General features: G+C 65.4%; 4 protein-coding genes. All 4 read left to right on the forward strand.

Annotated features, from left to right (window positions below; all coding sequences use genetic code 11):
• The coding region (locus ENJ19_11980) for an FkbM family methyltransferase (GenBank protein HHM06439.1) at window positions 1–901 on the forward strand (901 nt) is incomplete at its 5' end.
• Complete coding sequence (locus ENJ19_11985) at window positions 898–2,049, forward strand: glycosyltransferase (GenBank protein HHM06440.1); 1,152 nt, start codon at window positions 898–900, stop codon at window positions 2,047–2,049. The genes ENJ19_11980 and ENJ19_11985, both read left to right, overlap by 4 nt.
• A complete protein-coding gene (locus ENJ19_11990) occupies window positions 2,025–3,143 on the forward strand; it encodes a glycosyltransferase (GenBank protein ID HHM06441.1) in 1,119 nt (372 codons plus the stop codon). The genes ENJ19_11985 and ENJ19_11990 overlap by 25 nt, the downstream gene beginning before the upstream one ends.
• On the forward strand, window positions 3,143–4,901 hold a 1,759-nt coding region (asnB, locus tag ENJ19_11995), incomplete at its 3' end, for an asparagine synthase (glutamine-hydrolyzing) (GenBank protein HHM06442.1). The genes ENJ19_11990 and asnB, both read left to right, overlap by 1 nt.

Genomic DNA, 4,901 nt, shown 5'->3' on the forward strand with positions numbered 1-4,901 from the left:
GGGCTACGCGGTCGCCTTTTTCGATCGGTACCGTGGCAATCCACTGCTGGGGGCGGCGTTTGGCGCCTTGCGCACCGTGCGTGCCCAGCGCCGGCCCCTTCGTTTTCTTGCCTCGCGCTTGTTGTGGCGCACCGGGCTGTGTCGCCGTCTGGTCATCGACATGGGCGCTTACCGCTTGCGCTTTTTTCCGACGGCGCTGTCGGCAGCTTATTGGATAGATCCCGCGGAGCGGGCGGCGGACGAAGCCTTCATCACGCAGGCCCTGCAAGCTGGCGACACCCTGGTGGACGTGGGCGCCAACATTGGCGCCCTGGCTCTGGCTGGTGCCGCGCGGGTGGGGGTGGCGGGGCGGGTCTACGCTATCGAAGCCCATCCCCGCGTGTTTGCTTATTTGCAGGACAATATCACGCTGAACGGATTTAGCCAGATGCGCGTGCTCCATAGCGCGGTGGGGGCGATGCCCGGTGAGCTGGCCTTCAGCGATCAGCGCTCCGATGACCAAAACCGGGTGGAGGAGGGCGGCGCCATCAAGGTGCCGGTGGCCACGCTGGATGCTTTGCTGCGTGATCACGCCGGCCCCATCGCCCTGCTGAAGATCGACGTGGAAGGGTTTGAGCGTTTCGTACTGCAAGGCGCCCGTGAGCTGTTGGCCCGCACCCAGTGTGTGTTTTTTGAATCCTGGGACGAGCACTTTCACCGCTACGGGTATACCACGGCAGACCTGGTCGCCGATCTGCGCGCTCAAGGGTTCACCCTGTTCCGCTTCGCCGGGGACAGCTTCCAGGCCCTGCCACCGCGCTATTGTTCGGCCTACTGCGAAAACCTGGTGGCGGCGCGGGATGTGGACGCGCTGAGTCAGCGCCTGGCCGGCCGTTACCGCCTGGTGTCGAACGGCCAATGAACATTGTCTTCCTCGCCCGTTCGCTCGATTACGGCGGCGCCGAGCGTCAGTTGGTGGCCTTGGCGGGTGGTCTGCATGCGAAGGGCCACCGGGTGACGGTGCTGTTGTTTTATCCCGGTGGTCCTTTGGCGGCGGAGCTGCTGGTCCGGGGTGTGCCGGTGCGCGACCTGGGCAAAGGGCATCGCTGGGATGTGTTGGGTTTTCTGTGGCGCTTGGTTCGCAGCGTGCGGGCGGCGGCGCCGGATATCGTCCACGCCTATTTGCCGGTGCCCAACATTTTGGCCGTTCTGCTATGGTCCTGCTTTCCTTCCGCCAAAGTGGTGTGGGGAGTGCGGGCCTCCAATATGGACTTGACCCGTTATGACCGCCTGTCGCGCTGGACCTACCGCCTGGAGGCCAAGCTCGCAGCCAAGGCGGATCTGATCATCGCCAATTCCCACGCCGGCGTGGACGTGCTCCGCCGTCGCGGTATTCCCTTGCAGCGGGTGCAGGTGGTGCCCAACGGTATCGACACCGAACGCTTTGCTCCCGACGCGGCAGCCCGCGAACGCCAGCGCGGGCAGTGGGGGGTGGGACCGGATGTTAAACTCATCGGCTTGGTGGCGCGCCTGGATCCCATGAAAGACCATCCCACTTTTCTGCGGGCCACCGCCCTGCTGGCCACCCAACGGGACGACGTCCGCTTTGTGTGCGTGGGCGACGGTCCGGCTGACTACCGGCGCCAATTGCTGGCGTTGGCCGCAGAGTTAGGAGTGGCCTCATTGCTGTCGTGGCGCGGGGCCGTGGCGGATACCCCGGCGGTGTATAACGCCTTGGACCTTGTCACCTTGGCGTCCTACGGAGAAGGGTTTCCCAATGTGGTGGGGGAGGCCATGGCCTGCGGCCAACCCTGTGTGGTCACAGACGTCGGCGATGCGGCCCGCGTGGTGGGAGACTGTGGCAAAGTTGTTCCGCCGCGTGATCCCTCGGCGCTCGTGGCGGGGTGGCAGGCTGTGTTGAATTTATCGGATCAGGACCGCGCCGGGCTGGGCGCCAAGGCGCGTGAGCGCATCGTTAAGGAATACCGTTGCCAACATCTCATCGATACCAGCGAAGCACTGCTGAGCCGCCTGCTCCCCTCCACATCGCCCACATCATCACCGGCCTGAACGTGGGCGGTGCGGAAATGATGTTGTACAAGCTACTGTCCGCCACCGACCGCGGCCGGTTTAAGCCCGTGGTGATTGCGCTCACTGCCGGTGGCCCCATGGCGGACACGTTGCGTGCGCTGGGTGTGCCGGTGCACTGCCTGGGCTTGCGGCCGTCCTGGCCCAATCCGCTTGCCGTCGCCCGATTGCTGGCGTGCTTGCGGCGGGAAAACACGGCCTTTGTGCAAACCTGGATGTATCACGCCGATTTGCTGGGTGGCCTGGCGGGGCGCTGGCTGGGGCTGCCGGTGCTGTGGGGGGTCAGGCAAAGCACCTTCGATCCAGCCAGCAAGCGCAGCACCCGCGCCATGATGAAGCTCTGCGCTCGGCTGTCGCGGCGCGTGCCGGCGCGCATTGTCTGCTGCGCCCAGGCCGCCGCTGCCGTGCATCGGGCCGAGGGTTACGCGGCGGAAAAGATGCTGGTCATTCCCAATGGTTTCGACGTGGATGAATTCAAACCCGCGCCGCAGCAGCGTGACGCCGTGCGCACCGAACTGGGTCTGGCGCCGGACACGCCGCTGGTGGGGCTGGTGGCACGGTTCGATCCGCAAAAAGACCATCGCACTTTTTTGGAGGCCGCGGCCCTGTTGCACCGGTGCCGGCCCGAGGTGAATTTCCTTCTCTGCGGCGCGGGCGTCGAGCCGTCCAATCCTGACTTGGCCGCTTGGTGTCGCGAGGGGGGGCTGAACGGTGTGTGTCATTTGCTCGGACCGCGCAGCGACATGGCCCGTTTCAATGCGGCCTTGGATGTGGCTGTGTCTTCTTCCTCCTACGGTGAAGGATTCCCCAACGTCTTGGGCGAAGCCATGGCCGCCGGTGTGCCCTGTGTTGTCACCGACGTGGGTGATTCGGCCGCCATCGTGGGGGACACCGGCCGGGTGGTGGCGCCGCGCGATCCCGCCGCCCTGGCCGCTGCCTTGGCGGAGGTGTTGGCCTTGCCGGCCGCCACCCGGCAAGCCCTGGGCGCGGCGGCGCGGCAGCGGGTAGTGGAGCAGTACAGCCTGCCGGTCGTCGCCCGGCGTTTCGAAGCGCTTTATCAGGACGTGTTGCGCTGATGTGCGGCTTGGTGGGTTTTCTCGACCCCGCGATTACCGCGAACGAAGGGCGCGCCCAAGCGTTGTTGCGGGCGATGAACGATACCCTGCACCACCGCGGGCCGGACAACAGCGGTTTGTGGCTGGACCGTGACGTAGGTATTGCGCTGGGACATCGCCGTTTGTCTATCGTCGATTTATCGCCGGAAGGGCACCAGCCCATGGTGTCCGCCAGTGGGCGTTATGTGCTGGCGTTCAATGGGGAGGTTTACAACCATCGGGAGTTGCGGCGGGAGGTAGAAAAAATCCCCCCTAGCCCCCCTTTTTCAAAGGGGGGGATGGATTGGCGGGGCCATTCCGACACGGAAGTGATGCTGGCCGCCTTCGAGCGCTGGGGGGTGGCGCAAGCGGTGACGCGGTTCACCGGCATGTTTGCCTTCGTGTTGTGGGACCGTGACGCCCGCACCCTGCACCTGGTCCGCGACCGGCTGGGGGAGAAGCCGCTGTATTACGCTTGGCTGGACGGTGGTTTGGCCTTCGCTTCGGAGTTGAAGGCGCTCACCCGGCATCCCAAGTGGCGGGGCGAGATCGACCGCGATGCCTTGGCGCTGTATCTGCGCCACAACTACGTGCCGGGGCCGTATTCGATTTACCGTGGCGTGTACAAGTTGCCGCCGGCCAGTGTGCTCAGCGTGCCTTGGGGTGGTGGGGGAAATCCCCCCCGGCCTCCCTTTTTCAAAGGGGGGAGTGCGGAGCTGAGTGCGTATTGGTCGGTGCAAGCCGTGGCGGAGCGGGGGCTGGCCGACCCATTTCGGGGCGGCGAAGCGGAAGCGGTGGAGGAACTGGACCGCTTACTGCGTGTTTCGGTCAAACGGCAAATGGTCGCGGACGTGCCCCTGGGGGCCTTCCTGTCCGGTGGCATTGATTCCAGCACCGTGGTGGCCCTGATGCAGGCGCAGAGCGATCGGCCAGTGCGGACCTTCTCCATCGGTTTTCACGAGGCGGGCTATAACGAGGCCCAGCACGCCAAGGCAGTGGCGGCGCAGTTGGGCACGGATCATACGGAGTTGTACGTGAGTGCCGACGAGGCCATGGCGGTGATCCCGCGCCTGCCCGAGCTCTACGACGAGCCCTTCGCCGACTCCTCCCAGATCCCCACGTTTTTAGTCTCGCAACTAGCGCGGCAGCATGTCACCGTGAGCTTGTCGGGGGACGGGGGCGATGAGCTGTTCGGCGGCTATCATCGCTATTTCTGGGGCCGGGCCTTGTGGTGCCGGCTCAAATGGCTGCCGCGGCCGGCGCGCTCGCTGCTGGCGCGGGCCTTGGTCAGTGCTTCGCCCGCCGCTTGGGACCGGGTTTATTCGGTGCTGGCGCCGGCCCTGCTTGCCCGGCTGCGGCACGGCCGTGTTGGCGACAAGTTGCACAAGCTGGCCAACATCGTCGCCGTGGGCAGTCCCGAGGAGATGTATCTGCGCCTGGTGTCCCACTGGTGGCAGCCCGAAGCGGTGGTGTTGGGGGGACGCGAAGTCAGCACCGTGTTAACCGACCGCGGCCGCTGGGCGGCCGTGTCCAGCCTGGAAGAGCGCATGATGTATTTGGACACGGTGAGTTATCTGCCCGACGATATTCTGGTGAAAGTCGATCGCGCCGCCATGGGCGTGAGCCTGGAAACCCGGGTGCCGCTGCTGGATCACGCGCTGCTGGAGTTCGCTTGGCGTTTGCCGCTGCGGCACAAGATTCGCGGCGGTGAGGGAAAGTGGGTGCTGAAACAAGTGTTGC

Source organism: Gammaproteobacteria bacterium, assembly GCA_011375345.1.
In the GTDB taxonomy this organism is placed as follows: domain Bacteria; phylum Pseudomonadota; class Gammaproteobacteria; order DRLM01; family DRLM01; genus DRLM01.